This is a genomic window from Polaromonas sp. P3_C2 (assembly GCF_056402675.1).
Genome location: NZ_JBFUGX010000844.1, coordinates 1 through 1,552 on the forward strand (window position 1 = coordinate 1; position 1,552 = coordinate 1,552).

Sequence of the window (1,552 nt, forward strand, 5' to 3'; positions counted from 1 at the left end):
GTTCACGCCGCAGGCCTTCAGCACCTGGATGGCACGGCCGGAAAAACCGCACATCGGGAATTGGGCCGTGCCTTTCATGAAAAGGACCACATCGCTCGATTTGACGATTTCGGCGATGCGTTGCTGGGTAGGGTCTGTAGTGCTCATGGTGAATCCTTTTGGGGTGTGGGCCGAAGCGCCCGTGCCGGGCCGAAAAATGCGCTTCGGCKAGGCTGTTTCAAACACATGGAATCTGGAAACCAGAATTCAACCTGCCGATTATCCTGCCGTTTGATTTCCCGTGTGGATTCATCGTTCGCCCGGCCACAGCCCGCCAGAGCAGCGTTCAATGCCCGCCAGGTCCCGCCGGCTCTGAACCTGTACAAAGCCCTCCTGCGCCAGCAGTGACCGCGCGGCTTCAGCCTGGTCGTAGCCATGCTCCAGCAGCAGCCAGCCGCCTGGCAGCAGGCTGGCGGGCGCCTCCCGGGTGATCTCCCGGATGTCCTCCAGCCCGTCCGGGCCGGCGGTCAAGGCTGCCAGGGGCTCGTGAACCAGGGCAGCCAGATGTGGGTCAGCGCTGGCAATGTAGGGCGGGTTGCTCACGATCAGGTGAAGGTGCCCGCTGACTTCCCGCAGCCAGTGACTTTGAATGAAATCGATATCCAGGTTCAGGCGGGCCGCATTGCCTCTGGCGACATCGAGTGAGTATGCACTCACATCTACGGCTGTCACGCGGCCCTGACGGCCGGTTGTCTGCAGGCTGTGGGCAATGGCCAGGGCAATGGCCCCGCTGCCGGTGCCAAGGTCCAGAATTCCCGGCTCTGGCGGCGTGCCGGGGGCCTGCAGCAGCTCAAGCGCCCAGCTCACCAGCGTTTCGGTGTCGGGGCGCGGCACCAGCACACGGGCATCCACCTGAAGCGTCAGGCCGAAAAACTCCTTGCTGCCTACGATGTAAGCCAGCGGTTCTCCGCTGGCGCGGCGCAGGCACAGCGCCTGGAAACGCTGCGCGACATCTTCTGCCAGTTCGTCCGTATCGTGGGCCAGCAGCCAGGCGCGGGCATGCTCCGGTTTGCCCAGCGCATGCAGCAATAACAACTGGGCATCCAGGCGGTCCAGCCCCAATGCCTGAGCGGCAGCCAGGGCTTGCGCGCAGGTAAGTCCGCTCAACTGAACCTCCTTGAAGTGCTATGAAAATAGTAGCTGCTTGCGCACATCCTGATTGGGCTAGAGGCCTTTTTTGTTATTCAACTTCTGATGTTCAGGCGCCATTGTTGGCGGTCTCGAGCTCCGCCAGCAGCTCGGCGCCGCGCGCCACCTGCAGGGCCGTGACCACATCGCCCAGGTCGCCTTCCATGATGGCCAGGAGCTTGTACAGCGTCAGGTTGATGCGGTGGTCGGTCAGCCGCCCCTGCGGGAAGTTGTAGGTGCGGATGCGGTCGCTGCGGTCGCCCGTGCCCACCAGCCCCTTGCGCAGGGCTGCGTCCTTGGCGGCGCGCTCGGAGCGGTCTTTTTCGTGGATGCGTGCGGTGAGTACCTTGAGCGCCTGGGCCTTATTGCTGTGCTGGCTTCGCCC

3 protein-coding genes are annotated in these 1,552 nt (G+C 63.4%); all 3 read right to left on the reverse strand.

The window, feature by feature from the left end; all coding sequences use genetic code 11:
- Window positions 1–147: glutaredoxin domain-containing protein (locus tag AC1DWI_RS22630; protein WP_477725844.1), on the reverse strand; the 147-nt coding region annotated here is incomplete at its 3' end.
- Window positions 148–288: 141 nt separating this feature from the next.
- On the reverse strand, window positions 289–1,146 hold the full coding sequence (prmC, locus tag AC1DWI_RS22635; RefSeq protein ID WP_477669831.1) for a peptide chain release factor N(5)-glutamine methyltransferase: 858 nt from the start codon (window positions 1,144–1,146) through the stop codon (window positions 289–291).
- A 91-nt stretch (window positions 1,147–1,237) separates the two neighbouring features.
- Window positions 1,238–1,552: peptide chain release factor-like protein (locus tag AC1DWI_RS22640; protein ID WP_477725843.1), on the reverse strand; the 315-nt coding region annotated here is incomplete at its 5' end.